The organism is Acidovorax sp. GW101-11A03 (genome assembly GCF_059424825.1).
In genome coordinates this window covers 1-25,838 of sequence record NZ_JBWKZU010000044.1, presented here as the reverse complement: position 1 = coordinate 25,838, position 25,838 = coordinate 1, and the positions used below count along the sequence as shown (strand labels likewise).

Genomic DNA, 25,838 nt, shown 5'->3' with positions numbered 1-25,838 from the left:
GAGGGAAAAAATGCGGCTCGCCTCAGTCCAGCAGGGCCAGGGCAGTGGGTGCGTCGGTGGGCTGCGTGGCCAACTCCTCAAACTCGACGATGTTGTCGATCTCGGTGCCCATGGCAATGTTGGTCACCCGCTCCAGGATCACCTCGATGACCACGGGGGTGCGGTGCTCGGCCATCCAGGCCTCGGCCTGGGCGAGGGCGGGTGCGAACTCTTCGGGGCGGTGCACACGGATGGCCTTGCAGCCCAGGCCCTCGACCACCTTCACGTGGTCCACGCCGTAGCCACGCGCCACCTCGCCTTCGGCCATGTTCACGTTGTCGAACGCGAGCTGCACGCAGTAGTCGATGCTGAAGCTACGCTGCGCCTGGCGGATCAGGCCCAGGTAGCTGTTGTTGACCAGCACGTGGATGTAGGGCAGCTTGAACTGCGCGCCCACGGCCAGCTCTTCGATCATGAACTGGAAGTCGTAGTCGCCCGACAGTGCCACGATCTTGCGCGTCGGGTCGGCCACGCGCACGCCCAGGGCGGCGGGCACCGTCCAGCCCAGCGGGCCAGCCTGGCCGCAGTTGATCCAGTGGCGCGGCTGGTACACATGCAGAAACTGCGCGCCCGCGATCTGCGACAGGCCGATGGTGGAGACGTAGCACACGTCCTTGCCCAATGCGCGGTTCATGCACTGGTACACACGCTGCGGCTTCATGGGCACGCTGTCGAAGTGGGTCTTGCGCAGATAGTCCACGCTGTTCTTGCGGCCCTGGCACTCGGCCGCCCAGGCGCTGCGGTCGCGCAGCTGGCCCACGGCCTTCCATTCACGCGCCACCTCCACAAAGAGCTTGAGCGCAGCGCCCGCGTCGGAGACGATGCCGAAGTCGGGCGCAAACACGCGGCCGATCTGCGTGGGTTCGATGTCCACGTGCACGAACTTGCGACCCTTGGTGTAGACATCGACCGAGCCCGTGTGCCGGTTGGCCCAGCGGTTGCCGATACCCAGCACGAAGTCGCTGGCCAGCAGGGTGGCATTTCCATAGCGCTGGCTGGTCTGCAGGCCACACATGCCGACCATGAGCGGGTGGTCGTCCGGGATGCTGCCCCAGCCCATGAGTGTGGGGATCACCGGCACGCCCAGCACCTCGGCAAACTGCACCAGCAGGTCCGACGCATCGGCGTTGATGATGCCGCCCCCCGCCACGATGAGCGGTCGCTCGGCGGCATTGAGCATGCTCAGTGCCTTCTCGATCTGCGCACGCGTGGCGGCGGGCTTGTAGGGCACCAGCGGTTCATAGGTGTCGGGGTCAAACTCGATCTCGGCCAGCTGCACGTCGATGGGCAGGTCGATGAGCACCGGCCCGGGCCGGCCAGAGCGCATGAGGTGAAACGCCTGCTGGAACGCCTGCGGCACCTGCGCGGGCTCCAGCACGGTGGTGGCCCACTTGGTCACGCTCTTGGCGATGCTGGCAATGTCCACGGCCTGGAAGTCTTCCTTGTGCAGGCGGGCGCGCGGCGCCTGGCCGGTGATGCACAGAATGGGAATGGAGTCCGCACTGGCCGAGTACAGGCCAGTGATCATGTCGGTGCCTGCGGGGCCGCTGGTGCCGATGCACACACCGATGTTGCCAGCCACAGCACGCGTGTAGCCCTCGGCCATGTGGCTGGCGCCCTCCACATGGCGGGCCAGGATGTGGCCGATGCCGCCGTGCGCCTTGAGCGCCGCATACAGCGGGTTGATGGCCGCGCCGGGCACGCCGAACGCGACGCTCACGCCCTCTTTCTCCATCACCTTCACGGCGGCCTCGATGGCCTTCATTCTTGCCATTGCACATCTCCTTCGGTTTGCGGTCGGTTGAATCGGTTGGATGGGGCAACTCTAGGCAAGCACCCTCTGCGGCGGAAGGCGGCGGCAGACCATAAAATTTATTCCACACAGGAATAAGCCACGGCGCACGCCCGCGCCACCATGCACAACACAGGAGACAACCACGATGGACCGGCTCGATGCCATGGAGATGTTTGTGCGTGTGGTGGAGACCGGCAGCTTCACCAAGGTGGCGCAGGAGTTCGCCACCACGCAGCCCACGGTGACCAAGCAGGTGGCAGCGATGGAGGCACGCCTGAAGGTGCGGCTGCTCAACCGCAACACGCGCGGCGTGAGCCTGACCGAGCCCGGCGCGCTGTACTACGAGAAGTGCAAGGCCATCGTGACCGACGTGGCCGAGGCCGAGAGCGTGGTGCGCGTGCGCCAGACGCAGGTGCACGGGCAGCTGCGCGTGGGCAGCTCGGTGGCCTTCGGGCGGCGCGTGGTGGTGCCGCTGGCGCTGGAGTTCATGGCGCAGAACCCGCAGGTGCAGCTGGACCTGAGCTTCGAGGACCGCTACACCGACCTGGTGGCCAATGGCATCGACGTGGCGATCCGCCTGGGCAAGCTGGCCGACTCGGCCCTGGGCGCGCGCACGCTGGGCATGAACCCCTGGGTGCTGGTGGCCTCACCCACCTACCTGCGCCGCCACGGCACACCGCGCAGGCCGTCGGACCTGAAGGACCATTCAGCGCTGATCTACAGCAGCGTGCAGGGCAACGACCTGTGGCGGCTGCGCAATGCGAGCGGCGAGGCGGTGTCGGTGCCCGTCACGGGGCGGCTGCGGTCCAACAACCTCTCTGCGCTGCTGGCGGCGGCGCGCGCCCACATGGGCATCGCGGCGCTGCCGCACTATGTGGCGGTGGATTCGCTGGCGGCCGGGCGCGTGGTGGAGGTGCTCAAGACCTGCCGCCTGCCCGAGCAGGAGATCCACGCCGTGTACCCCTCGCCCCGCCTGGTGCCGCAGAAGGTGCAGGCGTTCGTCGCGTTTCTGCAGGGGCGGTTTGCCAAGGACTGGTGGGAGGAGAAGCGGCCATCGCCCTGAGCCAGGCACCACCGGGCGTGGCCCGCCCCAGCGGCGCGCCTGGTGCTACAGAAGAAAAATCTCAATAAAAACAGGCCTTACCGCTCATCCATTATGGTTTTACAGCTACAAAATCAGTAGTGCACGAAAGTCATTGACGTTGGTGTGCGTGGGTCCGGTGATGACCAGGTCGCCCAGCGCATCGAAGTAGCCATAGGCATCGTTGCGGTCCAGGTGGTCCGCGATGGACAAGCCCTGCGCCGCAGCACGCGCCAGGGTGTCGGGTGCCACGCGGGCACCGGCGTTGTCTTCCACGCCGTCGATGCCGTCGGTATCGGCCGCCAGCGCCCACACGTCCGCCTGACCTTGCAGCGCCTGCGCGAGCCCCATGCAGAACTCGCCCGCCCGGCCGCCCCGGCCCTTGGCAGCGCCGGGTGCGCGCGGGCGGATGGTGACGGTGGTCTCGCCGCCCGAGAGGATCACGCAGGGGCGCGCAAACGGCTGTCCATGCCGCGCCACGGCCCGTGCCAGCGCGGCGTGCACCTTGCCCACCTCGCGCGACTCGCCTTCGATTTCGTCGGAGAGGATGTACGCAGCCACACCGGCCGCACGCGCGGCCTCGGCGGCGGCCTGCAGCGACTGCTGGGGTGTGGCCGTCATGTGCACCACATGGTTCGCAAACACGGCGTCGCCGGGCTTGGGGGTTTCCAGCGTGCCTGCCTCCAGTGCAGCGCGCACTGCGGGGGGCACGTCGATGCCATAGCGCGCCAGGATGGCCAGCGCGTCGGCGCAGGTGGTGGCATCGGGCACGGTGGGGCCACTGGCGATCACCGAGGGGTCGTCGCCCGGCACGTCACTGATGGTGAGCGTGACTACGCGCGCAGGGGCACAGGCCGCAGCCAGCCGCCCGCCCTTGATGCGCGAGAGGTGCTTGCGCACGCAGTTCATTTCGTCGATGGCAGCGCCGCTCTCCAGCAGAGCCTTGTTGATGCGCTGCTTGTCTTCGAGCGTGAGCCCGTCTGCCGGGAGCGTGAGCAGGGCCGAGCCCCCGCCCGAGATCAGGCACAGCACGAGGTCGTTCTCGGTGAGGCCCTCGGTGAGCGCCAGGATGCGCTCTGCGGCCGCCAGCCCCGCCGCATCGGGCACCGGGTGCGCGGCCTCGACCACCTCGATGCGCTGGTGCAGCCCCTCGGGCCGGGGCGGCGTGTGGTGGTAGCGCGTGACGACCAGGCCCGACAGCGGCGCATCGGCCGGCCACAGCGCCTCCACGGCCTGGGCCATGGCGCCACCGGCCTTGCCTGCGCCCAACACCAGGGTGCGGCCGCCGCTTTCGGGGCTGGGCGGGGCAGGCAAGAAGGCTGCCGTGTTGTGCAGCGGCAGTGCGCGCCGCACGGCCACGCGGTAGAGGTATTCGAGGAAATCCCCGCTCTGGCGAACAGGGTCGGGCACGGCGTCGGTGATGTTCATGGGATGGTCTCCGCGGGCGATTGTGGGGCCATGGTCACCCGCACAGCAGTGCGCCAAAGTCAAAACTACTTCAACCCAGGCAGGGGATGGCAACACGCCAGAGCGGTGCACAGCACGGGATAACCCCATGTGCTGGCCTTCAACAGTTGTCTACAGTTCTTGTATGCAAGATTGATTGCAGCGCACCTCCATCCTTTTTCTCAGCAAAGGGTTCCCATGCTCCGCTTCTTCAACTCCCTCTTCGGCCGGGTGATCCTGGCCTTGATTGCCGGCGTGGCCATCGGGCTGCTCTGGCCTGACACGGCCGTGCAGCTCAAGCCGCTGGGCGATGGTTTCATCAAGCTCATCAAGATGCTGATCCCGCTCATCGTGTTCTGCGTGGTGGTGCATGGCATTGCGGGCACGGGCGACTTGCAGCGTGTGGGGCGTGTGGGGGTCAAGTCGCTGATCTACTTCGAGGTGGTCACCACCATCGCGCTGGTGCTGGGCCTGGTGCTGGCGTTCTGGTTCGAGCCTGGCGTGGGCATGAACGTGGACCCCAGGGCGCTGGACCCCAAGGCCATGGGCGCCTATGCCGAAAACGCCAGCAAGCTCACCGGTGGCGGCTTCAGCGACTTCTTGCTCAAGCTCATCCCCACCACGGCCGTGAGCGCGTTTGCCAACGGTGATGTGCTGCAGGTGCTGCTGTTCTCCATCGTGTTCGGCTGCGCACTGGCGCTGATGGGCGAGCGCGGGGCGCGGGTCACGGGCCTCATCGAAGACCTGTCGCATGTGCTGTTCAAGACCATGGGCCTGATCATCAAGCTGGCGCCGCTGGGCGTGCTGGGTGCGATCGCGTTCACGGTGGGCAAGTACGGCATCGGCTCGCTCAAGCAGCTGGGCATGCTGGTGGTGCTGTTCTATGCGGCGGTGGTCATCTTCGTGGTGGTGGTGCTGGGCCTGATCATGCGGTTCTCGGGCTTCAGCCTGTTCAAGCTGCTGCGCTACCTGCGCGAGGAGCTGGCCGTGGTGTTCGCCACCACGTCGTCGGACAGCGTGCTGCCCCAGATCATGGCCAAGCTCAAGCACATGGGCATCCGCGATTCAACCGTGGGCCTGGTGATTCCCACGGGCTACTCGTTCAACCTGGACGCGTTCTCGATCTACATCACGCTGGCGGCCGTGTTCATCGCCCAGGCCACCAACACGCCCATCACCATGACCGACCTGCTCACCATCCTGGCGATCTCGCTGGTCACCTCCAAGGGCGCGCACGGCGTGCCGGGCTCGGCCATCGTGGTGCTGGCCGCCACGCTGCACGCCATTCCGGCCATCCCCGCCATCGGGCTGGTGCTGGTGCTGTCGGTGGACTGGTTCATGGGCATTGCCCGCGCCCTGGGCAACCTCATCGGCAACTGCGTGGCCACCGTGGCCATTGCCGCGTGGGAGGGCGACATCGATCGCGACCGCGCCCATGCAGTGCTGGACGGGCAGAGCCTGCCCCCCTTGCAGCCCCCGCTGCAGCCATCGCCTGCGCAGCCACAACCCGCGCCACAATCGGCCGCATGAGCACCAACCAGACCCAGATCGCCCAGCAGGTGGTGGAATCCATCCTTGCGCAAAAGCTCTCACCCGGCGAGCGGTTGGGCGAGCAGGAACTGGCCGACCTCTTCGGCGTGAGCCGCACCCTGGTGCGCGAGGCGCTGATGCAGCTGCAGGCGCGCGGGTTTGTCGAAGTGCGCCCGCGCCGGGGCTGGTATGTGGTGGAGCCCTCGGTGGACGATGCGCGCGATGCATTCTCGGCCCGGCGCATCATCGAGTCGGGCATCCTGGCCGATGCCGGGCGCCCGCTGCAGGCGGTCATCCCCCGGCTGCGCGCCCACATTGCCGACGAGCAACGCGCCATCGAAGGTGCTGATGCCGCCACGCGCGCCTTCCTGCTGGCCGACTTTCATGTGTGCCTGGCCGAGGCCATGGGCCACCGCAGCCTGAGCGACATCCTGCGCGACCTCACGGCGCGTACCACGCTGGCAGCATCGCTTTACCAGTCGCGCCACGAAGCCAGCCAGTCGTGCGCGGAGCACGAGTCCATCGTCGAGGCGCTGGAGGCAGGCAACGCGGCCCTGGCCCGCGAGCGCCTGCTGGCCCACATCGGCCATGTGGAAGCCGCACTCAACCCCGGCCAGCCGCTGGTGCGCGACCGCCTGCGCGAATCGCTGGCCCCTTTGGCGGCGCCGCGCGGTTCCATCTGACCCGCCCGCAGGCACCGAGTCGGCCCCAGCACCCCTGATCTCCCCCTCCACCGCCTGGCGCACTGGAGGGCACTGCTGCTGCACCTAGGGTTTACCGGGATAAGGCGTTTCGCATATTTTGTATACGATTTTTGTATGGACTGCTGTGCACCGCATTGCACACAGATTGCCACTCATCCCTCAGGCCCCGTACAAAAGGAATTCCCATGACCCCACCCGTGCATCCCGTGGACGAACACCTGCCCCTGGGGCGCCTCACGGCGCTGGGCCTGCAGCATGTGCTGGTGATGTATGCCGGTGCGGTGGCCGTGCCGCTCATCGTCGGGCGCGCGCTCAACCTCACGCCCGACCAGGTGGCCAAGCTGATCTCCGCCGACCTGTTTGTGTGCGGCCTGGTCACGCTGATCCAGGCGCTGGGGGCATCGCAGTGGTTCGGCATCCGCCTGCCGGTGATGATGGGCGTGACCTTTGCCTCGGTGGCGCCCATGGTGTCCATGGCGCAGAGCACAGGGGGCACGGCCGGGGCCGGGCTGATCTTTGGCTCGGTGATTGGCGCGGGGGTGATCTCCATCCTCATCGCGCCCCTGGTCAGCCGCATGCTGCGGTTCTTCCCGCCGGTGGTCACCGGCACCATCATTGCGGTCATCGGCATCAGCCTGATGCGCGTGGGCATCAACTGGATCTTTGGCAACCCGGTGGGACCAACCGCACCCAGCGTGGTGAACCCCGAACATCTGAAATGGCTCAGCGAGATGCAGTCCGCCGCCGGTGCACCCGGCTCATCGCTGCCGCCCGTGCCCAAGGGCTTTGCGGTGGTGCCCACGGTGCCCAACCCCAAATACGCCGACCTCACGGGCGTGGGCATCTCGGCCGTGGTGCTGGTGTCCATCCTGCTGATCGCCAAGTTTGCCAAGGGCTTCATCGCCAACATCTCGGTGCTGCTGGGCATCGTGATTGGCGCCGTGATTGCGGTGGCCATGGGCCTGATGTCGTTCGAGAAAGTGGCCAAGGCCCAGTGGTTTGACCTGGTGCTGCCCTTCGAGATCGCGGGCCCGGTGTTCGACCCCATCCTGATCCCGACCCTGACGCTGGTGATGATCGTGGTGATGATCGAATCCACCGGCATGTTCCTGGCCCTGGGCGAGATGACCGACCGCAAGATCGAGCAGGCCGACCTCACACGCGGCCTGCGCACCGACGGCCTGGGCACGCTGCTGGGCGGCATCTTCAACACATTCCCATACACCAGCTTTTCGCAGAACGTGGGCCTGGTGGCCGTCACGGGCGTCAAGAGCCGCTTCGTGTGCGTGGCCGGTGGCGTGATCCTGATCGTGCTCGGTGTGCTGCCCAAGATGGCGGCGCTGGTCGAATCGCTGCCCACCATGGTGCTGGGCGGCGCAGGCCTGGTGATGTTCGGCATGGTGGCCGCCACCGGCATCCGCATCCTGGGCGGGGTGGACTTCAAGCACAACCGCTTCAACGCGATGATCGTGGCCGTGTCCATCGGCGTGGGTATGATCCCGCTGATCGCCCCCAATTTCCGCCAGTGGATGCCGCATGCGATCCACCCCCTGATCGAATCCGGTATCCTGCTGGCCTCGATCACGGCCGTGGCCCTGAACGTTTTCTTCAATGGCGCCAGCCGCGACACCTCCGCCGCTGTGAACGCCGCACGCCAGGCCGACGCCCACTAGCGTCCCGTCTGCCCGCTGCCTTGAGAAACGGCCACGCCTGCGTGGCCCTGCCCCCTGCATGCATGCCGGCTCACCCCGGCTGCCAGGGGGTTTTGGCTTCATGCCGCATCCGCATAAACCGGCATGCGCACCCACCCCACCATCGGGTACGCTTGTTTTGCATTCCGCCGAGGACTTCCAGGATTTCCGTATGACCCAGAAACTTTCCGCCGCCGAAGAATCGCTGCGCGACGCTGCGCGCGAATACCACCGCAACCCCGGCCGGGGCAAGATTGCGGTGACACCCACCAAACCTTTATCCAACCAGCGCGACCTGTCGCTGGCCTACTCGCCCGGCGTGGCCTACCCCTGCCTGGACATCCAGGCCGATCCGTCCAAGGCATTCGACTACACCTCGCGCGGCAACCTGGTGGGCGTGATCACCAATGGCACGGCCGTGCTGGGCCTGGGCGATATCGGCCCGCTGGCGGGCAAGCCGGTGATGGAAGGCAAGGGCTGCCTGTTCAAGAAGTTTGCGGGTGTCGACGTGTTCGACATCGAACTGGCCGAGCGCGACCCGGACAAGCTTGTGGAGATCATCGCGGCCATGGAGCCCACGCTGGGCGGCATCAACCTCGAGGACATCAAGGCGCCCGAGTGCTTTTACATTGAGCGCGAACTCTCCAAGCGCATGAACATCCCGGTGTTCCATGACGACCAGCATGGCACGGCCATCATCAGCAGCGCAGCGCTGCTCAATGGCCTGGAACTCGTGGGCAAGCAGATCGACCAGGTCAAGATTGCGGTGTCGGGCGCAGGGGCTGCGGCCATTGCATGCCTGAACGTGATGGTGGGCCTGGGCGTGAAGGTGGAGAACATCTTCGTGTGCGACTCCAAGGGCGTGATCTACGAGGGCCGCCCCGGTGGCTACGACGAATCGAAGGCGCGCTATGCCCAGAAGACCGACGCCCGCACGCTGGCCGATGCGGTCAACGGCGCCGACGTGTTCCTGGGCTGCTCGGCCCCCGGCGTGCTCACGGCCGAGATGGTCAAGACCATGGGCCCCAAGCCCATCATCCTGGCGCTGGCCAACCCCGAGCCTGAAATCCGTCCCGAGCTGGCCAAGGCCATTCGCCCCGACTGCATCATCGCCACGGGCCGCTCGGACTACCCCAACCAGGTCAACAACGTCCTGTGTTTCCCTTACATCTTCCGCGGCGCGCTGGACTGCGGCGCGACCAAGATCACCGAAGCCATGAAACTGGCCTGCGTGCGCCAGATTGCGGACCTGGCCAAGGCCGACATCAGCGAAGAAGTGGCCAGCGCCTATGCGGGCAAAGAGCTGACTTTCGGACCCGACTACCTCATCCCCACGCCGTTCGACTCGCGCCTGATCCTCAAGATCGCACCCGCCGTGGCCAAGGCCGCTGCCGAGTCCGGCGTGGCCACGCGCCCCATCGAAGACATGGAGGCCTACAAGGAGACTCTGTCGCGCTTTGTCTACCAGACCGGCATGCTGATGCGCCCCGTGATCAACGCGGCCAAGGCCCTGCCCGATGCGAAAAAGCGCGTGGCCTATGCCGACGGCGAAGACGAGCGCGCGCTGCGCGCCGCGCAGATGGCAATCGACGACAAGATCGCCCAGCCCATCCTCATCGGCCGCCCCGCCGTGATTGCCGCGCGCATTGCCAAGGCGGGCCTGCGCATGCAGCTGGGCAAGGACGTGGAAGTGTGCAACCCCGAGGACGATCCACGCTTCCGCCAGTACTGGGAGCACTACCACAGCCTCATGAAGCGCAATGGCGCCACCCCTGAGGTAGCCAAGGCCGCCGTGCGCCGCTCCAACACCATCATCGCCTCGCTGATGGTCACGCTGGGCGACGCCGACGCAATGATCTGCGGCCTGGTGGGCACGTATGAGACGCACCTGGAGCGCATCCACAGCATCATCGGCCGCCAGGAGGGCGCTCGCGACTACGCAGCGCTCAACGCGCTGATGACCAACCGGGGCACGCTGTTCATTGCCGACACCTATGTGAACGAAGACCCAACTGCGCAGCAACTGGCCGACATCGCCTGGATGTCGGTGCAGGAGGTGCAGCGCTTTGGCCTGCCGCCCAAGGTGGCCTTCCTGTCGCACTCCAGCTACGGCTCGTCCAAGCGCGCCTCGGCCCGCAAGATGCGCGAGGCACGCGACCTGTTCGTGGCAGCCCACCCCGAGATCGAGTGCGATGGCGAGCTGCACGGCGACGCCGCGCTGGAGCCCAACATCCGTAACGCCTACATGGCAGACTCCACGCTCACCGACTCGGCCAACCTGCTGATCTGCCCCAACCTGGATGCCGCCAACATCCTCTACAACGTGCTCAAGACCACCACCAGCGGCGGCGTGACCGTGGGCCCCATCCTCATGGGCGGCGCCGCCACGGCGTACATCCTGACCCCTGCGGCCACCGTGCGCCGGGTGTTCAACATGACGGCCCTGGCCGTGGCCAGCGCTGCAGCACGCGCGGGCTGACGGATAGCGTTGATCGCTATACAAAAAAGAAAGGCCTCTCGGGGCCTTTCTTTTTGGGGGAGACGGCTTTAACGAACAGAGACGTCCACATAGTCCGCCACCGGCGGCAGGTGCTCGGCCAGCCAGTGGGAGTCGAGTTGCAGCGCCTTCTTGATCTCGGCGGGCAAGCTGGCAATGGTGTCGGCGGGCGACATGGGCTCTTCCAGCCCGATCTCGGCCAGCAGCGTGGCCACATGCAAGATCCCGCCCAGGCGGCAGAACGGGGTGGCGGCCACGGGGTCTTCGGCCGTCTCCAGCGCCCGGGTGATGGTGTCGGGGAAGCGCCAGCGCCGCGCCAGCTCAGCCGTCACCTGGGCTTCGGTGAAGCCCAGCAGCGTGCGTTCGCGCTCCCAGCGGCCGCCCGCATGGTGGGGCAGCTGCTCGATGGCCGGAATCTGCTCGGGCGCCTTCTGGGCAATGATCAGTTCACCGAGCCGCACCAGGAAACCCGCGAGCCACGACTCCTGCACGTTGGAGCCCAGCGTGCGGGCCAGCCACTGCGAATAGCCCGCAATGGCCATGCTCTCCTTCCAGAACGCATCGGCATCCACCCCGGGCGCGTCCTTGAACACGCCCGACATGCACGACGCCAGCGCCAGCGTGCGCACCTGGTTGAGCCCCACCATGGTGATGGCATCGTCCAGTGACGCCACCTGCCGGGGCAGGCCAAAACGCGCGCTATTGGCCAGCCGGATCAGCTTGGCCGTGAGGGCCGGGTCTTTGGAGATCGCCGCCCGCACCCTTTCGAAAGGGATGTCATCGTCCTTCATGGTGGCGATCAGCTCGCGCGCCACGTCGGGGATGGTGGGTAGTTGCACGTTCTCGAAAAAAGCCTGGATGTCCGCCATGAGAAGCCCTCCCAAGTGCTGGTATGGATATGGATGTGGATGCCGGTGAATCGATCGCCAAAAAATGGGTACAGGGCAGTTGTTGTACCACCGGCGCACAGGCCTGACCTGCGCGTTTGCACCTAGGCGCGGCACCGATGGGCTGCGGCGTTGCCGCGCCCACTGCAGGCAACGGCCACAGCCCCCATGACGCTATCGCCCAACGCCCCGCCCACCTGCCAAAACCCCTTTGCACCATTTCGGGAAAGCCTGTAGAACCGCATGCACCAAACTGGCGAACAATAGCCCGCACTCTCTCCCCGCCGCAGTGAAACCAGGCATCGTTTTTGCTGACTGGATCACCATAGCGTGGTAACGAACCATTGGGGCGCCCCGTGCTTCGGCTTTTGCTTTCGCCTGTGCCCCCGCTGTCTGTTGCTCCCACTTTTCCCGCCGTCTTCTGACAGGAACCTATCCATGAAAAAACGCACCCTCCTGCAAGCAGCCCTTCTGCTCGCCACCGCCAGCACCTTCAGCACGGCCCAGGCCCAAGCCACCACGCCCATCAAGTTCCAGCTCGACTGGCGCTTTGAGGGCCCCTCCGCCCTGTTCCTGCAGCCCGTGGCCAAGGGCTACTTCAAGGCTGCGGGCCTGGATGTGGCGGTAGACGCAGGCAACGGCTCCGGCGGCGCGGTGCAGCGCGTCGCCTCGGGCACCTACGACATGGGTTTTGCCGACCTGGCCGCCGTGATGGAGTTCCATGCCAACAACCCCGACGCGCAGAACAAGCCCGTGGCGGTGATGATGGTCTACAACAACACGCCCGCCTCGGTCATGGCGCTCAAGAAGAGCGGCATCGCCAAGCCCGCCGACCTGGCCGGCAAGAAGCTGGGCGCCCCCGTGTTTGACGCGGGCCGCCGCGCGTTCCCCATCTTCCAGAAGGCCAACGGCATTGGCGCCGTGACCTGGACCGCCATGGACCCCCCGCTGCGCGAAACCATGCTGGTGCGCGGCGATGTGGACGCCATCACCGGCTTCACCTTCACGAGCCTGCTAAACCTGGAAGCGCGTGGCGCCAAGGCCGCCGACGTGGTGGTGCTGCCCTATGCCGACTTCGGCGTGAAGCTGTACGGCAACGTGATCATCGCCAGCCCCAAGCTCATCAAGGAGAACCCGGCCGCCATCAAGGCTTTCCTCTCCGCATTTGCCAAGGGCGCCAAGGAAGTGATCGCCAACCCCGCCGCCGCCATCGAGCATGTGAAGGCGCGCGACGGCATCGTGAACGTGCCGCTCGAAACCCGCCGCCTGCAACTGGCCATCGACACCGTGATCAACAGCCCCGACGCGCGCGCCGAAGGCTTCGGCAAGGTGGTGCCCGGCCGCCTGTCGCTGATGGCATCGCAGGTGTCTGACGCGTTCAACACCAAGACCCGCGTGAACGCCGACGATGTGTGGAACCCCAGCTTCCTGCCCAGCACAGCCGAGCTGAACATTCTGCCGAAGAAGTGACACCCCCTGAGTCGCTTCGCGCCTTCCCCCTCTCTCGACTCGCTGCGCGAGTCGGGAGGGGGACGCCCCCGGTGCACGCCAGCGAAGCGCCGCCTACGCGGCATGGCGGCCCTTGCACGGGGACGCTGGCCTGGGCCGCACCCAGCATCAACCTCGGTGCACCAACACTACTCACTACGGACCTCTGATGCAGGCTGCTGATTCCTACTTTGTGGACTTCCGTGATGTCTGGCTCGCGTACAACGACGAGCTGCGCGCCAAGAACCAGTTTGCGGTCGAAGCCATCGACCTGCAGGTACGCCAGGGCGAGTTCATCGCCATCGTCGGCCCTTCGGGCTGCGGCAAGTCCACCTTCATGAAGCTGGCCACGGGCCTCAAGATGCCCTCGATGGGCAAGATCCTCATTGACGGCCAACCCGTGACCGGGCCGCTCAAGGTGTCGGGCATGGCCTTCCAGGCGCCGTCACTACTGCCCTGGCGCACCACGGTAGACAACGTGCTGCTGCCGCTCGAAATCGTCGAGCCCTACCGCAGCAACTTCAAGCAAAAACGCAAGGAATACGAAGAACGCGCCCGCAAGCTGCTGCAAAAGGTGGGCCTCGCGGGCTATGAAGACAAGTTCCCCTGGCAGCTGTCGGGCGGCATGCAGCAGCGCGCCAGCATTTGCCGCGCGCTGATCCACGAGCCCAAGATGCTGCTGCTCGACGAGCCCTTCGGCGCACTCGACGCCTTCACCCGCGAGGAGCTGTGGTGCATCCTGCGCGACCTGTGGACCGAGCAGCAGTTCAACGTGATCCTGGTCACGCATGACCTGCGCGAATCGGTCTTCCTGGCCGACACGGTGTATGTGATGAGCAAGAGCCCCGGCCGGTTTGTGGTGCGCAAAGAGATCGAGCTGCCCCGCCCGCGCGACCTGGAGGTGACCTACACCAAGGAGTTCACCGACATCGTGCACGAGCTGCGCGGCCACATCGGTGCCCTGCGCAAAGCGGGCGCGCCCATCCAGCAATAAGAACAAAGAAAGCGCCTCATCCCCATGCACAAGAAAACCGTGGAGCGCTGGTCCCCCTGGATCTTGCTCGTCGCCACCATCCTGCTGTGGCAAATCGTCTGCTCGGCCTTCAGCATCCCCGAGTACCTCTTCCCCAGCCCCTGGGCCATCGGCGTGCAGCTGGTGGAGTTCAGCGGCGTCATCGCAGGCCATGCCTGGCGCACCTTCTGGGTCACCATGGCGGGCTTTGGCATCGCCATCGTGGTGGGTGTGCTGCTCGGTTTTGTGATCGGCAGCTCGCGCATCGCCTATGCCGCGGTCTACCCGCTGATGACGGCCTTCAACGCGCTGCCCAAGGCCGCCTTCGTGCCCATCCTGGTGGTGTGGTTCGGCATTGGCGTGGGCCCGGCCATCCTCACGGCGTTCCTCATCAGCTTCTTCCCCATCATGGTCAACATCGCCACCGGCCTTGCCACGCTGGAGCCCGAGCTGGAAGACGTGCTGCGCGTGCTGGGCGCCAAGCGCTGGGACGTGCTGACCAAGGTAGGCCTGCCCCGCTCCATGCCGTACTTCTACGGCTCGCTCAAGGTGGCCATCACGCTGGCCTTTGTGGGCACCACCGTGTCGGAGATGACCGCTGCGAACGAAGGCATCGGCTACCTGCTGATCAGCGCGGGCTCATCGATGCAGATGGGCCTGGCGTTTGCGGGCCTGATGGTGGTGGGCGCCATGGCCATGGTGATGTACGAGCTGTTCAGCTGGATCGAAAAACGCACCACGGGCTGGGCGCACCGGGGTTCTCAAGGTGAATAACCCGACGGCGTTGAGCGAAGCCCAGGCAGCCACACTGCTGCGCCGCGCCAACGCCGTGGCCCAACGCGCCAAGGACATGGGCCGCCATCCCTTCGGCGCGCTGCTGGTGGCGCCCGATGGCGAGACGGTGCTGGCCGAGCAGGGCAATATCGACACGGTGAACCATGCCGAGAGCACGCTGGCGCGCACGGCGGCGACCAACTACCCCGGCGCCTACCTGGCCCAGTGCACGCTGGTCACCACCTTCGAGCCCTGCGCCATGTGTGCGGGCACCATCTACTGGGCGGGCATTGGCCGTGTGCTGTATGGCGCCGAGGAAACCGCCCTGCTCGCCCTGACGGGCGACCACCCCGACAACCCCACACTGGCCCTGCCTTGCCGCACGGTGTTTGCGAGCGGCCAGCGCCCCATCGAGGTGATGGGCCCCGTGTCCGCACTGCAGGACGAGATAACCGGCCTACATCGCGATTTCTGGCAATAAACGGCCCCACCGCCCGCCCACAAATCGCATACCGCTCCTTTTTTAGGAACAATCACCCCCACAACGTTGGCCGCAGGCACCCTACCGCTATACTGCGCGCCCCGTTTGGACGACAGCAGGATCACCCGGCATGCGCTTGACCATTCTTTTGCGCCTTCTGGCCCTTGGGGCCGCAGCAGGTCTGGCCGCATGCGGCGGCACCGCGCCCACCCAGCCAGCGGCGGGTGACGCCACACCAGTCGCAGCGACCCCATCCACCACGCCCCCCATCCGCATTGGCATCGCCCTGGGTGGCGGTGCGGCCAAGGGGTTTGCGCACATCGGTGTGATCAAGATGCTGGAGGCCAATGGCCTGGCACCCGCCGTGGTCTCGGGCACCAGCGCAGGCAGCGTGGTCGGCGCGCTGTATGCCAGCGGCATGAATGCCTTTGAGATGCAGGAAAAGGCCGTGGCGCTGGACGAAGCCAAGATCCGCGACCTGCAGCTCTCGTCCGGCGGCCTGGTACTGGGGCAGAAGCTGGAAGACTATGTGAACGAGCAGGTGCGCCGCAAACCGCTGGAGCAGATGGCCAAGCCCTTTGTGGTCGTCGCCACGCGGCTGGAAGACGGTGAGCGCACCGTATTTGCACGCGGCAACACCGGTCAGGCCGTGCGCGCATCGAGCAGCGTGCCGGGCGTGTTCCAGCCCGTCACGATTGGCAAATACCACTTCGTAGATGGCGGCATCGTGAGCCCCGTGCCGGTGGATGCCGCACGCCAGCTGGGTGCCGACATCGTGATTGCCGTGGACATCTCCAACAAGGCCCGGGGCCAGACGCCGGGCAATATGCTGGGCGCGCTCAACCAGTCGATTGCCATCATGGGCCAGAAGCTGGGCCAGGCCGAGCTGGCGCGCGCCGACGTGATCGTCCGCCCGCAGGTGCTGGACATTGGTGCCGCCGACTTCAGCCAGCGCGCCAATGCCATCGTGGAAGGCGAAAAGGCCGCGCTGGCCGTGATGCCGCAGATCCGCGAGCGCGTGGCCCAGATGCAGGCCGAACGCGCCAAGGCGGCGACGCAGGCCCAGCAGAAAGCGGCCGAGGCGCAGTACCAGGCCTGCCTGGACAACCGCAGCCGGCTGCAAAAGCTGGCGGGCCTGGCCAAGCTGGACGACTCCTGCCTGGCACCCAAGTAGAGCAGCCAACAAACCCTTCCGACACAGCCCCCTTCGGGTAAAGTCCACTGCGCCCAAAGCCTGCCCGCATCACCCGACAACGCGTTCACGCCCCACACTGCCCGCCCCACCCATTCCATGTCTTCGCCGTTCTCCGCCGTCAAACCCAGCGCCAAGCTCTCCGACCAGGTGGCCAGTGCGCTGGAGGCAGAGATCCGCGCGGGCCGCATCCAGGCTGCGCAAAAGCTGCCTACCGAGGCCGTGCTGGCGCAGCAGTTTCAGGTCAGCCGCACAGTGGTGCGCGAGGCGATCTCGCGCCTCAAGTCGTTGGGGCTGGTGGACTCGCGGCAGGGCAGCGGCTTGTATGTGCTGGCGCCGGGCATCGAACCGCTGCAGTTTGATGTGCCCCTTGCGGCATCTCGCGAGGCGGTGATGCAGATTGTGGAAGTGCGCCGAGCGCTCGAAGCTGAGGTGGCCGAGCTGGCAGCCCTGCGCCGCACCGATGAAGACATTGTCGCCATCCGCGCCGCCATGCAGCGCATTGCCGATGCCGTGCGCGCGGGCCACGACGGGGTGGAGGAAGACGTGCTGTTCCACCGCGCCATTGCGCAGGCAGCGGGCAACCCTTTCATGATCAGCACGCTGGACTACCTCGCCCAGTTCCTGAAAGGCGCGACCCGCGTGACCCGCGCCAACGAGGCACGGCGCGAGGACTTTGCCGACGCCGTGACCCACGAACACACGCAGATCGTGCGCGCCATCGAGGCGGGTGACCCGGTGGCCGCACGCGCCGCTGCGGCGCAGCACATGAAGAATGCACTGGCCCGCATCGAGCAGGCCGACCTGTCGTTCTGGGCCCAGGACGGCGCGCGGCTGGCCCAGCCGCTGGTGGCGGCATCCACGCCGCTGGTGTTCTGAACCCGGCGGAGACCCGGCTCCCGCAGCACACGGCCGTTGCGCAGGCGGATCAGAGGATGCTTTTCCCCGCAAAAAGCTATTAAATTGATAGCTTACATCGCTTACCAGTTGCGCGCAGAGGGCCAAAAAACCTTCAAATAGCGCCGCCCAACCCGCCTCTCTAGTCCGTGCATGCGGGTTAACCCGAACCAAAATGGTGCGCAATAATTTGTATGATAACCATATAAACACACCAACCAAGGTGCAACCAGGCACCAAAACCAGGCCGTCCCAGGGCCTGGTTTTTTTGGGCTGCCTGGGCCTGTCCCCTTCCATCCCGGAGATACCCCGTTCATGTCCACCCTCGCACTTCTCGGCATCGGCGCCGGCAGCATTGCCCTGCTCCTGTTGCTCATCATCCGCTGGCAGGTCCACGCCTTCGTGGCGATGATGCTGGTGAGCTTTCTGGTGGCGTTTGCCACCGGCATGCCCATTGGCGACATCATCAGCACGCTGATTGCGGGCATGGGCGGCACGCTGGGTTCGGTCGCCATCCTGGTGGCGCTGGGCTCCATGCTGGGGCGCATGATCGAGGTCTCGGGCGGTGCGGCCAGCCTGGCCAACCGCTTCACGCAGCTGCTGGGCCCCACACGGGTGCCCATGGCACTCACGGCCGCCGCGCTGGTGCTGGCCATCCCGGTGTTTTTTGATGTGGGCTTCATCATCCTGGTGCCCATCGTCTACGGCTTTTGCAAGGCGGCGGGTGTCAACCCCATCAAGTTCGGCCTGCCCGTGGCGGGCATCATGCTGGCCGCGCACGTGGTGGTGCCACCGCACCCCGGCATCGTCGGCGGGGCAGCCATCGTCAAGGGTGACATCGGCTGGATCACCATCATTGGCCTGGCCATCTGCATCCCGCTGGCGGCGTTGTCGCAGGTCGTAGCAGGCTGGCTCAACCGCAAGGGCTACCCCCTGCTGCCCACCACGGCAGAGCAGTTTGCGGCCTTTGGCAGCAGCGAAGACAGCACCGCGTCCAAGGCCCGCAGCGCACCGGGCGTGGGCACGATCATGGCGCTCATCCTGATCCCACTGGCCCTCATCATGGCAGGCACCACCGGCGCCACCCTACTGCCCAAGGGCGACAGCCTGCGCAACGTGCTGGGCTTCATCGGCTCGCCCATCTTTGCGCTGATGGTGGCCGTGGGCCTGGCGATGTTTCTGCTGGGCCGCAACCAGGGCTGGAACCGTGAACGCACCAACGCCATTATGGAATCCGCCCTGCCCCCGGCCGCCACCGTGATCCTGGTGACGGGTGCTGGCGGCGTGTTTGCCAAGGTACTCACGGCCAGCGGCATTGGTGCGGCGCTGTCGCAGAGCCTCACGGCCACGCACCTGCCCCTGATCCTGCTGGCGTTCATCATCTCTCTGGCCCTGCGCGCCGCCCAGGGTTCAGCCACCGTGGCCATCATCACCACCTGCGGCCTGCTGGCCGATGCGATGGCCGGTGGCGGGTATTCCCCCTTGCAAGTGGCGCTGCTCACGGTTGCCATTGGCTTTGGCAGCCTGGGCCTGTCGCACGTCAACGATTCGGGCTTCTGGATCGTGACCCGCTACCTGGGCCTGAGCGTGGGTGATGGCCTGCGCACCTGGACCGTGCTGACCACGGTACTGGGCCTGGCGGGTTTTGCACTCACGGCCTTGCTTTGGGTGCTGGTGGCCTGAGCGCCCTCTTTTGAATTTCATTGAAGGACTGACAACATGACAAAACCCACCGTCGGCATCATCGGCCTGGGCGCCATGGGCGCCGGCATTGCCAAGACCCTGCGCAACAACGGTTTCACCATCCACGTGTGCGACGTGCGCCCCGGCGTGGCCGATGCCTTTGTGGCCGGCGGCGGCACGGCCCACGCCACCACCGCTGCATTGGCGGCGGTGAGTGATGTAGTGGTGTCGGTGGTGGTCAACGCCGCGCAGACCGAGAGCGTGCTGTTTGGCGACGACGGCAAGGGCGGTGCAGCCAGCACCATGCGCCCCGGCAGCACCTTTGTGATGTGCTCCACCGTGGACCCCAACTGGTCGGTGGCGCAGGAAGCGCGCCTCAACGCCCTGGGCCTGCACTATGTGGACGCGCCCATCTCCGGCGGCGCAGCCAAAGCTGCTTCAGGCCAGATGACCATGATGACCTCGGCCAAGCCCGAGGCCTATGCCGCTGCGGGCGCCGTGCTCGACGGCATGGCCGGAAAGGTGTACCGCCTGGGCGACAAGGCGGGCGCGGGCAGCAAGGTCAAGATCATCAACCAGCTGCTGGCGGGTGTGCATATTGCCGTGGCCGCCGAAGCCATGGCACTGGGCCTGCGCGAGGGCGTGGAAGCCAGCGCCTTGTATGAAGTGATCACGAACAGCGCGGGCAACAGCTGGATGTTTGAAAACCGCATGGCCCATGTGCTAGCGGGCGACTACACGCCGCTGTCGGCAGTGGACATCTTCGTGAAGGACCTGGGCCTGGTGCTGGACACCGCACGCGCCAGCAAATTCCCTCTGCCGCTGGCTGCCACCGCGCACCAGATGTTCATGCAAGCGTCCACCGCTGGCTTTGCCAAGGAAGACGACAGCGCCGTGATCAAGATCTTCCCGGGTATCACCCTGCCCGAAGGCAAGGAGAAAAAGGCATGACACGCGCACTGCTGGGCTGCATTGCCGACGACTTCACCGGCGCGACCGACCTGGCCAACAACCTGGTGCGCGCAGGCATGCGCGTGGTGCAGGCCATGGGCGTGCCCACCGCACCGCTCGACGCCGAGGCAGACGCCATTGTGGTCGCGCTCAAGTCGCGCACCATTCCAAAAGACGAAGCGATTGCCCAGTCGCTTGAGGCGCTGCAATGGCTGAAAGCGCAAGGCGCCGAGCAGATCTACTTCAAGTACTGCTCCACCTTTGACAGCACGGCCGATGGCAACATCGGCCCCGTGACCGATGCGCTGATGCAGGCCCTGGGCACCGACTTCACCATCGCCACGCCCGCCTTCCCCGACAACAAGCGCACCGTGTTCAAGGGCTACCTGTTTGTGGGCGATGTGCTGCTCAGCGAGAGCGGCATGCAGAACCACCCGCTCACACCCATGACCGACCCCAATCTGGTGCGCGTGCTGCAGGCGCAGACCGAAAGCCGCGTGGGCCTGATTGACCACAGCGTGGTCGCGCAGGGCGAGGCCGCTATCCGTGCGCGCATCGACCAGCTCAAGGCCGATGGCGTGCGCATGGCTGTGGTCGATGCAGTGTCGAACGCCGACCTGCTGCGCCTGGGCCCGGCCCTCAAGGGCATGCCACTGGTCACTGCAGGCTCAGGCGTGGCCATTGGCCTGCCGGGCAACTTTGGCGTGGCCCCCAGCAACGAGGCCGCCCGCCTGCCTGCGGCGCAAGGGCTGCAGGCCATCGTGTCGGGCAGTTGCTCGGTAGCCACCAACCAGCAGGTGATGGATTTCATCAAGGCAGGCAAGCCCGCCCTGGCCATCGACCCACTGCGCATTGCGGCAGGCGTGGACGTAGCCGCCGAAGCGCTGGCCTGGGCCGAAGGCCACCTCGGCCAAGGCCCGGTGCTGGTGTACTCCACCGCCGAACCCTCAGCCGTACGCGCCATTCAGGGCAAGCTGGGTTCCGAGAAAGCTGGGGCCATGGTGGAAGACACCATTGCAGCCATTGCCCGTGGCCTGGTGCAACGCGGTGTGCGCCAGCTCATCACGGCGGGCGGTGAAACATCCGGCGCCTGCGTGCAGACCCTGGGCATCACGCAAATGCGCATTGGCGCGCAGATCGACCCCGGCGTGCCGTGGTGCCATGCGGTGGCCCCCGACGCCAAGGACGGGCTGCACATCACGCTGAAGTCGGGCAATTTTGGCAGCACCGACTTCTTCACCAAGGCTTTTGCACAATTGCAGGGATGACCTCTACCCCCGCCTTCATGGACGAGAGCCAGGCCCGCGACGAGATCTGCCGCGTGGGCCGCAGCCTGTTTGAGCGGGGCTATGTGCACGCCACCGCCGGCAACATCAGTGTGCGCCTGGCCGACGGCTACCTCATCACCCCCACCGATGCCTGCCTGGGCACCCTGCAGCCCGAGCGGCTGGCGCACCTGGACGCCCTGGGCCAGCAGGTGGCGGGCGACCGGGCCAGCAAGACCATAACGCTGCACCGGCAGATTTACGAAGCGTCGGCATCGACAGCAGCCCCCGCGCGCTGCGTGATCCATACGCACAGCACGCATCTGGTGGCCTGCTCGCTGCAGGCCGACACCGCTGCAGATGGGCAACTGGCACCGGATGCGCAATTGCTGCCGCCCATCACGCCCTACTTCGTCATGAAGGTGGGCCGCGTGCCGCACATCCCCTACCACCGCCCCGGTGATGCCGCAGCGGCAACGCTGGTGGCGCAGACCATCACCCTCTATGCCACACAGGGCAGCCCTGTGCGCGCGGTGATGCTGGCGCGCCTGGGGCCCAACGTGTGGCACGACACACCTGCCGCCGCCATGGCCGTACTGGAAGAGCTGGAAGAAACCGCACGCCTGTGGCTGCTGTGCCAGCCCCGCCCCACGCCGCTGACCGAGCCCCAGATTGAAGAGCTGCGCCAGAGCTTTGGTGCCCACTGGTAACGGGCGGGCTGCGCCCATGGCGCGGGGGACGAAAGAACACACACAAGGAGACAAACCATGACCCTTTCTTTCTGGCGCAAAGCCTTTGCCCCCGTGCTGCTGGGCGTGCTGGCCACAGGCGGCGCATCGGCTGCGGACTACCCCGCCCCCAAGCATGGGGAATGGGTTGTCAAAGACTTCCGCTTCCACACCGGCCAGACCTTGCCCGAACTCAAGCTGGCCTACTCCACCGTGGGCGAGCCCACTGGAGAGCCCGTGCTGGTGCTGCATGGCACCAATGGCTCGGCAGAAAGCATGCTCACCCCCGGTTTTGCAGGCACGCTGTTTGGCCCCGGCCAACTGCTGGATGCACGCAAGCACTTCATCATCCTGCCAGACGCCATCGGCACCGGCCGCTCCAGCAAACCCTCAGACGGCCTGCGCGCCGCCTTTCCAGCCTACAACTATGACGACATGGTGCAGGCCCAATACCGCCTTCTGACCGAGCACCTGGGCCTGCGCCATGTGCGCGCCATCATTGGCAACTCCATGGGCGGCATGCACACCTGGGTATGGGCCCAGCGCTACCCCAACTTCATGGACATTGCCGTACCCATGGCCTCGCTGCCCACCACCATGTCGGGCCGCAACTGGATGATGCGCCGCCTGCTGGTCGAAGCCATCCGCAACGACCCCGAATGGCAAGGCGGCAACTACACCCGCCAGCCCCGCAGCCTGCAGTTTGCATCGGTGTTCTTTGGCACCGGCACGAACGGGGGCAATCAAGGCTTGCAAAAGCTGGCCCCCAACCGCGCTGCGGCCGATGCGCTGGTGGAGCAACGCCTCAAGGCCCCTTTCCGTGGCGATGCCAACGACCACATCTACCAGTGGGAAGCATCGCGCGACTACGACCCCGAGCCCGGGCTGGAACGCATCACCGCGCGCGTGCTGGCCATCAACTCGGCAGACGATGAGCGCAACCCACCCGAGCTGGGCGTGCTGGACAAAGCCATCGCCCGCATCCCGCACGCCCAAGCCTACGTGATCCCTGCCAGCGCCGACACCCTCGGCCACAGCACGGTAGGCCTGGCGCGCTTTTACCAAGACCGGCTGGCGCAGGTGCTCACCAGCGCACCGCGCCGCTGACCGCTTTTTTCTCAGGAATCTTTCATGCCCCGCTTCGCTGCCAACCTGTCCATGCTCTACAACGACGTGGACTTTCTCGACCGTTTTGCCGCCGCTGCGCGTGATGGCTTCAAGGCCGTGGAATACCTCTTTCCCTACGCCTACCCAGCCCAAGAGTTGGCCCAACGCCTGCAAGCCAACGGCCTGCAGCAGGTGCTGTTCAACGCCCCGCCCGGCAACTGGGACGCGGGCGAGCGCGGGCTGGCCTGCCTGCCCGGGCGCGAGGCCGAGTTCCGTGAAGGCATTGCCAAAGCCATCGAATACGCCCAGGCCCTGCAATGCCCCCGCATCCACGTGATGGCCGGGCTGGTGCCCCAGGGTGCGGACGCGGCCACCGTGCGCGCCACCTACATCGCTAACGTGCGTTATGCCGCCGAACAGGCTGCGCCGCACGGCATCCAGATCCTGCTGGAGCCCATCAACGGCCGCGACATGCCCGGCTTCTTCCTGAGCCGCCAGGACGAGGCCCATGCGCTGATTGCCGAGATCGGTGCCAGCAACGTGAAGGTGCAGATGGACCTGTACCACTGCCAGATCGTGGAAGGCGACCTGGCCATGAAGGTGCGCCAATACCTGCCCACGGGCAACGTCGGCCACTTCCAGATTGCCGGTGTGCCCGAGCGCCACGAGCCTGATGTGGGCGAGCTGAACTACACCTACTTGTTCAAGCTACTGGACAGCCTAGGCTACGACGGCTGGATTGGCTGCGAATACCGCCCCGCGCGCGGGGGGGCAGCGCACGCCACCAGCGACGGGCTGGGTTGGCTCAAGCCCTGGCTGTAGGCCACACAGCGACCTGGCAACCAGCGTGCCGTCGCTACACCGTCAATACGCCTTGAAGTTCGCCGCCACCCGCTGGTTCAGGTAGTCACCTGCCGCAATCGCGGGGTACTTCTTGCCCGGCCCTTCGATGATGGCGTCGCGGTTGGCCTGGGCGAAGAAGGCGATGCTGTAGCGCGGCCCCATGTACTCGCCCGGCAAAGGGTTCTTCACACGGTGGAAATTGCTGGGCAGCTGGTCGTCGCTCCAGCGCATCAGCATGTCCCCGATGTTGCAGGTGATGGCCTGCTCGTCGGGCTCCACCGAGGTCCAGGCCTGGGTGTCCATCTCCTTGCCTGGGCACACCTGCAAACCGCCCTGGCCCTGGCGCTGAAAGAGCAGGGTCAGGCAATCAAAGTCGGTATGTGCCCCCGCGCGCCACAGGCCCAGGCTGGCTTGTTGCTCGGGCGGGGTCGCAAAGTAGTGCAGCAGGCGCAAGGTGCTTTGGTAGCTGGCCTGCGCAGGGTCGTGCGCACGGGCAAAGAAGGCCTCGTCAAACCCGAGCTTCCACGCAAAGCACGACAGCACCTGCATGGCCACCTGCCAGCACTGGCCTTCGAAGGCGAGCATGGTGGCCTGAAAGCCCGCCAGCTCCTCGTCGGTGGGCCACAGACCCGCCATGTGCGGGCGGGTGATCTGGTACGACTCCTTCTGGTCCGGTGTGCCGGTGGAGGGGCGCACCTGCGCGCGACTCTCCCAGCCCACGTTGAGCGCCTTCTTGAGCGGGTACTGCGCCTTCACGGCGTCGGGCAGCGCAAAGAAGCGCTCGGTCATCGCGAAGGCGTTGTGCACCTCGGCCAGGTCAATGCCGTGGTTCACGATCTGGAAAAAGCCGACATCGACGGCGGCGTCCCACAGCTGGTCGGCAATCTCGGTCTTGCGCTGCGCAAAGTGGCTGAGGTCGATGCGGCGGATCTCGCGGCTTGCGGTTTCCGAGCCCATCGCGCCCATACGCGTTTCTTTTTGCAGCTCGGCGAGGTCGTAGGTGGCAGTGGTGGTCATGCAGTTCTCCTGAAGACAAGTGGAAGGAAGAAAGGCCCTCCCGCTGAGTGCTTCATGAGCGTTTGGCACCGCCTGCTGCGGCCGGCCGTTCAACCCTTGAAGCCACGGTGTGCCAACGCACACCGCTGTGCGCACAGCGGGCTTCAAGAGCAATTTCCGACTGGCATCGCCTCGTACAGGGTTGCATGGGGCGATGCAGTGAACGCTTCTACTCTTGCCAATAGCGATGCAAGAAGAATGCCCACAGCGCCTTGCGCGTGTGCCCGCGCAAAGTCAGAGCGCTTGTGCACAGCGCGTCCAAAGCCATGCACACATGTCACTGATTGTGATTGGCATGCCAAATGCATAGCGCCCTGCACCACAACGGCGGGCGTGCAGACAGTCCGGCGTTGCACAACGACAGCCAACCACCCACCATCGACGGAGACACCTACACCATGCACGCGCTCATGTCTGCACCCCCGGCCAGCTTTGACGACCCCACCCCCATCAACGACACCGACGGCACCTACCTGCGCCAGGCCATTGCCTGGTCGTGCACCGCCCGCGCACGCGGCAACCGTCCGTTTGGTGCGGTGGTCATCAGTGCCGAAGGGCGCCTGCTCGCCGAGGCCTACTGCAACACCACCGAGACCGGCGACTGCACCGGCCACGCCGAGACCAATGCCGTGCGCCAACTGAGCCCGCGCGTGGGTCGCGATGCCTTGGCCAAGGCCACGCTGTATTCATC

22 protein-coding genes are annotated in these 25,838 nt (G+C 66.0%); 18 read left to right on the top strand and 4 right to left on the bottom strand.

Annotated features, from left to right (window positions below; all coding sequences use genetic code 11):
• Nucleotides 1-22: 22 nt before the first annotated feature.
• A complete protein-coding gene (gene gcl / locus AC07Z7_RS17615) occupies nucleotides 23-1,813 on the bottom strand; it encodes a glyoxylate carboligase (protein WP_494767074.1) in 1,791 nt (596 codons plus the stop codon).
• 166 nt (nucleotides 1,814-1,979) lie between these two features.
• Here gcl and AC07Z7_RS17610 point away from each other — a divergent pair, with 166 nt between their 5' ends.
• The gene (locus tag AC07Z7_RS17610; protein WP_094286849.1) at nucleotides 1,980-2,897 is read left to right on the top strand and encodes a LysR family transcriptional regulator; all 918 of its coding nucleotides are present in this window, start codon (nucleotides 1,980-1,982) and stop codon (nucleotides 2,895-2,897) included.
• 105 nt (nucleotides 2,898-3,002) lie between these two features.
• Here AC07Z7_RS17610 and AC07Z7_RS17605 read toward each other — a convergent pair whose 3' ends face one another.
• A complete protein-coding gene (locus tag AC07Z7_RS17605) occupies nucleotides 3,003-4,343 on the bottom strand; it encodes a glycerate kinase type-2 family protein (protein WP_494767073.1) in 1,341 nt (446 codons plus the stop codon).
• A 216-nt stretch (nucleotides 4,344-4,559) separates the two neighbouring features.
• Here AC07Z7_RS17605 and AC07Z7_RS17600 point away from each other — a divergent pair, with 216 nt between their 5' ends.
• The 4 genes from AC07Z7_RS17600 to AC07Z7_RS17585 all read left to right on the top strand — a co-directional run bounded on the left by AC07Z7_RS17600 (nucleotide 4,560) and on the right by AC07Z7_RS17585 (nucleotide 10,765).
• Nucleotides 4,560-5,891, top strand: coding sequence for a C4-dicarboxylate transporter DctA (locus AC07Z7_RS17600; RefSeq protein WP_494767072.1), 1,332 nt, complete (start codon nucleotides 4,560-4,562; stop codon nucleotides 5,889-5,891).
• Nucleotides 5,888-6,574, top strand: a complete 687-nt coding sequence (locus AC07Z7_RS17595) for a GntR family transcriptional regulator (protein WP_494767071.1) — start codon at nucleotides 5,888-5,890, stop codon at nucleotides 6,572-6,574. The genes AC07Z7_RS17600 and AC07Z7_RS17595 overlap by 4 nt, the downstream gene beginning before the upstream one ends.
• 206 nt (nucleotides 6,575-6,780) lie before the next feature.
• Entirely contained in the window at nucleotides 6,781-8,268 is a 1,488-nt protein-coding gene (locus tag AC07Z7_RS17590) for a nucleobase:cation symporter-2 family protein (RefSeq protein ID WP_494767070.1), read from the top strand.
• A gap of 190 nt (nucleotides 8,269-8,458) precedes the next feature.
• Nucleotides 8,459-10,765: an NADP-dependent malic enzyme gene (locus AC07Z7_RS17585; RefSeq protein ID WP_252661906.1), complete on the top strand. Its 2,307-nt coding sequence runs from the start codon at nucleotides 8,459-8,461 to the stop codon at nucleotides 10,763-10,765.
• Nucleotides 10,766-10,833: 68 nt separating this feature from the next.
• Here the strand turns inward: AC07Z7_RS17585 and AC07Z7_RS17580 are convergent, their stop codons facing one another.
• Nucleotides 10,834-11,652, bottom strand: a complete 819-nt coding sequence (locus tag AC07Z7_RS17580) for an HDOD domain-containing protein (RefSeq protein ID WP_094286837.1) — start codon at nucleotides 11,650-11,652, stop codon at nucleotides 10,834-10,836.
• Nucleotides 11,653-12,108: 456 nt separating this feature from the next.
• On the opposite strand from AC07Z7_RS17580, the gene AC07Z7_RS17575 reads away from it, so the two are divergent.
• The 12 genes from AC07Z7_RS17575 to otnI all read left to right on the top strand — a co-directional run bounded on the left by AC07Z7_RS17575 (nucleotide 12,109) and on the right by otnI (nucleotide 24,070).
• Nucleotides 12,109-13,140, top strand: coding sequence for an ABC transporter substrate-binding protein (locus AC07Z7_RS17575; RefSeq protein ID WP_094286835.1), 1,032 nt, complete (start codon nucleotides 12,109-12,111; stop codon nucleotides 13,138-13,140).
• A gap of 187 nt (nucleotides 13,141-13,327) precedes the next feature.
• The gene (locus AC07Z7_RS17570) at nucleotides 13,328-14,152 is read left to right on the top strand and encodes an ABC transporter ATP-binding protein (RefSeq protein WP_121943596.1); all 825 of its coding nucleotides are present in this window, start codon (nucleotides 13,328-13,330) and stop codon (nucleotides 14,150-14,152) included.
• 24 nt (nucleotides 14,153-14,176) lie between these two features.
• On the top strand, nucleotides 14,177-14,944 hold the full coding sequence (locus AC07Z7_RS17565) for an ABC transporter permease (RefSeq protein WP_094286831.1): 768 nt from the start codon (nucleotides 14,177-14,179) through the stop codon (nucleotides 14,942-14,944).
• Nucleotides 14,937-15,425, top strand: coding sequence for a nucleoside deaminase (locus tag AC07Z7_RS17560; protein WP_494767069.1), 489 nt, complete (start codon nucleotides 14,937-14,939; stop codon nucleotides 15,423-15,425). Before AC07Z7_RS17565 ends, AC07Z7_RS17560 begins: the two co-directional genes overlap by 8 nt.
• Nucleotides 15,426-15,555: 130 nt before the next feature.
• The gene (locus AC07Z7_RS17555; protein ID WP_494767068.1) at nucleotides 15,556-16,599 is read left to right on the top strand and encodes a patatin-like phospholipase family protein; all 1,044 of its coding nucleotides are present in this window, start codon (nucleotides 15,556-15,558) and stop codon (nucleotides 16,597-16,599) included.
• Between the two features lie 117 nt (nucleotides 16,600-16,716).
• Nucleotides 16,717-17,496 (top strand): FadR/GntR family transcriptional regulator, encoded by a 780-nt coding sequence (locus tag AC07Z7_RS17550; RefSeq protein WP_494767067.1) that lies wholly within the window; start codon nucleotides 16,717-16,719, stop codon nucleotides 17,494-17,496.
• A 333-nt stretch (nucleotides 17,497-17,829) separates the two neighbouring features.
• The gene (locus AC07Z7_RS17545) at nucleotides 17,830-19,197 is read left to right on the top strand and encodes a GntP family transporter (RefSeq protein ID WP_494767066.1); all 1,368 of its coding nucleotides are present in this window, start codon (nucleotides 17,830-17,832) and stop codon (nucleotides 19,195-19,197) included.
• A 36-nt stretch (nucleotides 19,198-19,233) separates the two neighbouring features.
• Nucleotides 19,234-20,148, top strand: coding sequence for an L-threonate dehydrogenase (gene ltnD, locus AC07Z7_RS17540; protein ID WP_494767065.1), 915 nt, complete (start codon nucleotides 19,234-19,236; stop codon nucleotides 20,146-20,148).
• Nucleotides 20,145-21,416 carry a 3-oxo-tetronate kinase gene (gene otnK / locus AC07Z7_RS17535; protein WP_494767064.1) on the top strand — a complete coding sequence of 424 codons (1,272 nt, stop codon included), beginning with the start codon at nucleotides 20,145-20,147 and terminating at the stop codon, nucleotides 21,414-21,416. Before ltnD ends, otnK begins: the two co-directional genes overlap by 4 nt.
• A gap of 17 nt (nucleotides 21,417-21,433) precedes the next feature.
• Complete coding sequence (locus tag AC07Z7_RS17530; RefSeq protein ID WP_494767086.1) at nucleotides 21,434-22,123, top strand: class II aldolase/adducin family protein; 690 nt, start codon at nucleotides 21,434-21,436, stop codon at nucleotides 22,121-22,123.
• Between the two features lie 57 nt (nucleotides 22,124-22,180).
• Nucleotides 22,181-23,248, top strand: a complete 1,068-nt coding sequence (locus AC07Z7_RS17525; protein ID WP_494767063.1) for an alpha/beta fold hydrolase — start codon at nucleotides 22,181-22,183, stop codon at nucleotides 23,246-23,248.
• A 24-nt stretch (nucleotides 23,249-23,272) separates the two neighbouring features.
• On the top strand, nucleotides 23,273-24,070 hold the full coding sequence (gene otnI, locus AC07Z7_RS17520) for a 2-oxo-tetronate isomerase (RefSeq protein WP_494767062.1): 798 nt from the start codon (nucleotides 23,273-23,275) through the stop codon (nucleotides 24,068-24,070).
• A 42-nt stretch (nucleotides 24,071-24,112) separates the two neighbouring features.
• Here otnI and AC07Z7_RS17515 read toward each other — a convergent pair whose 3' ends face one another.
• Nucleotides 24,113-25,108 carry an isopenicillin N synthase family dioxygenase gene (locus tag AC07Z7_RS17515; RefSeq protein WP_494767061.1) on the bottom strand — a complete coding sequence of 332 codons (996 nt, stop codon included), beginning with the start codon at nucleotides 25,106-25,108 and terminating at the stop codon, nucleotides 24,113-24,115.
• Between the two features lie 341 nt (nucleotides 25,109-25,449).
• Between AC07Z7_RS17515 and AC07Z7_RS17510 the strand changes: the two genes are divergently transcribed.
• A partial coding sequence (locus AC07Z7_RS17510; RefSeq protein ID WP_494767060.1) for a tRNA-specific adenosine deaminase occupies nucleotides 25,450-25,838 on the top strand: 389 nt, incomplete at its 3' end.

Coding starts and splice junctions, on each gene's coding strand:
- gcl (WP_494767074.1), bottom strand. CDS start 1,813: ATGGCAAGAATGAAGGCCATCGAGGCCGCCGTGAAGGTGATGGAGAAA.
- AC07Z7_RS17610 (WP_094286849.1), top strand. CDS start 1,980: ATGGACCGGCTCGATGCCATGGAGATGTTTGTGCGTGTGGTGGAGACC.
- AC07Z7_RS17605 (WP_494767073.1), bottom strand. CDS start 4,343: ATGAACATCACCGACGCCGTGCCCGACCCTGTTCGCCAGAGCGGGGAT.
- AC07Z7_RS17600 (WP_494767072.1), top strand. CDS start 4,560: ATGCTCCGCTTCTTCAACTCCCTCTTCGGCCGGGTGATCCTGGCCTTG.
- AC07Z7_RS17595 (WP_494767071.1), top strand. CDS start 5,888: ATGAGCACCAACCAGACCCAGATCGCCCAGCAGGTGGTGGAATCCATC.
- AC07Z7_RS17590 (WP_494767070.1), top strand. CDS start 6,781: ATGACCCCACCCGTGCATCCCGTGGACGAACACCTGCCCCTGGGGCGC.
- AC07Z7_RS17585 (WP_252661906.1), top strand. CDS start 8,459: ATGACCCAGAAACTTTCCGCCGCCGAAGAATCGCTGCGCGACGCTGCG.
- AC07Z7_RS17580 (WP_094286837.1), bottom strand. CDS start 11,652: ATGGCGGACATCCAGGCTTTTTTCGAGAACGTGCAACTACCCACCATC.
- AC07Z7_RS17575 (WP_094286835.1), top strand. CDS start 12,109: ATGAAAAAACGCACCCTCCTGCAAGCAGCCCTTCTGCTCGCCACCGCC.
- AC07Z7_RS17570 (WP_121943596.1), top strand. CDS start 13,328: ATGCAGGCTGCTGATTCCTACTTTGTGGACTTCCGTGATGTCTGGCTC.
- AC07Z7_RS17565 (WP_094286831.1), top strand. CDS start 14,177: ATGCACAAGAAAACCGTGGAGCGCTGGTCCCCCTGGATCTTGCTCGTC.
- AC07Z7_RS17555 (WP_494767068.1), top strand. CDS start 15,556: ATGCGCTTGACCATTCTTTTGCGCCTTCTGGCCCTTGGGGCCGCAGCA.
- AC07Z7_RS17550 (WP_494767067.1), top strand. CDS start 16,717: ATGTCTTCGCCGTTCTCCGCCGTCAAACCCAGCGCCAAGCTCTCCGAC.
- AC07Z7_RS17545 (WP_494767066.1), top strand. CDS start 17,830: ATGTCCACCCTCGCACTTCTCGGCATCGGCGCCGGCAGCATTGCCCTG.
- ltnD (WP_494767065.1), top strand. CDS start 19,234: ATGACAAAACCCACCGTCGGCATCATCGGCCTGGGCGCCATGGGCGCC.
- otnK (WP_494767064.1), top strand. CDS start 20,145: ATGACACGCGCACTGCTGGGCTGCATTGCCGACGACTTCACCGGCGCG.
- AC07Z7_RS17530 (WP_494767086.1), top strand. CDS start 21,434: ATGGACGAGAGCCAGGCCCGCGACGAGATCTGCCGCGTGGGCCGCAGC.
- AC07Z7_RS17525 (WP_494767063.1), top strand. CDS start 22,181: ATGACCCTTTCTTTCTGGCGCAAAGCCTTTGCCCCCGTGCTGCTGGGC.
- otnI (WP_494767062.1), top strand. CDS start 23,273: ATGCCCCGCTTCGCTGCCAACCTGTCCATGCTCTACAACGACGTGGAC.
- AC07Z7_RS17515 (WP_494767061.1), bottom strand. CDS start 25,108: ATGACCACCACTGCCACCTACGACCTCGCCGAGCTGCAAAAAGAAACG.